The sequence below is a fragment of the Enterococcus mundtii genome (assembly GCF_002947535.1).
Classification (GTDB): Bacteria; Bacillota; Bacilli; order Lactobacillales; family Enterococcaceae; genus Enterococcus_B; species Enterococcus_B mundtii_B.
In genome coordinates, this window is record NZ_PUAP01000007.1 from 1 (window position 1) to 461 (window position 461).

Here is a 461-nt window from a genome sequence, read left to right on the forward strand (position 1 = left end):
TTAATGGTACGATGTTCTGTCCCTTGATAAAAGCCGTATTCTTTTAGTTTCTTAAAGGCACTTGTAATAGAGGGGGCTTTATCTGTGACTACAACCTTCGGTTCATCAAACTGCTTCACTAACCGCTTAAGAAAAGCATAGGCTGCTTGTGTGTCCCGTTTTTTACGTAACCAAATATCCAAGGTTAAACCATCTGCATCGATGGCTCGATACAAATAATGCCATTTTCCTTTAATTTTGATGTACGTTTCATCCATTTTCCATGAATAAAAGGATTTTTTATTTTTCTTTTTCCAAATTTGATAGAGTAGTTTGCCATATTCTTGCACCCAACGATAAATCGTCGTATGAGAAACGTTAATGCCACGATCATATAAGATTTCTTGAACTTCACGATAGCTAAGGTTATAACGAAGATAGTAGCCCACGGCTACAATAATCACATCCTGCTGAAATTGCTT

General features: G+C 36.7%; 1 protein-coding gene. It reads right to left on the minus strand.

Features of this window, described 5'->3' with window-relative positions; all coding sequences use genetic code 11:
• Window positions 1-461 (minus strand): IS6-like element IS1216 family transposase (locus CUS89_RS02005; protein WP_104870841.1); only part of this gene is annotated, 461 nt, incomplete at both ends.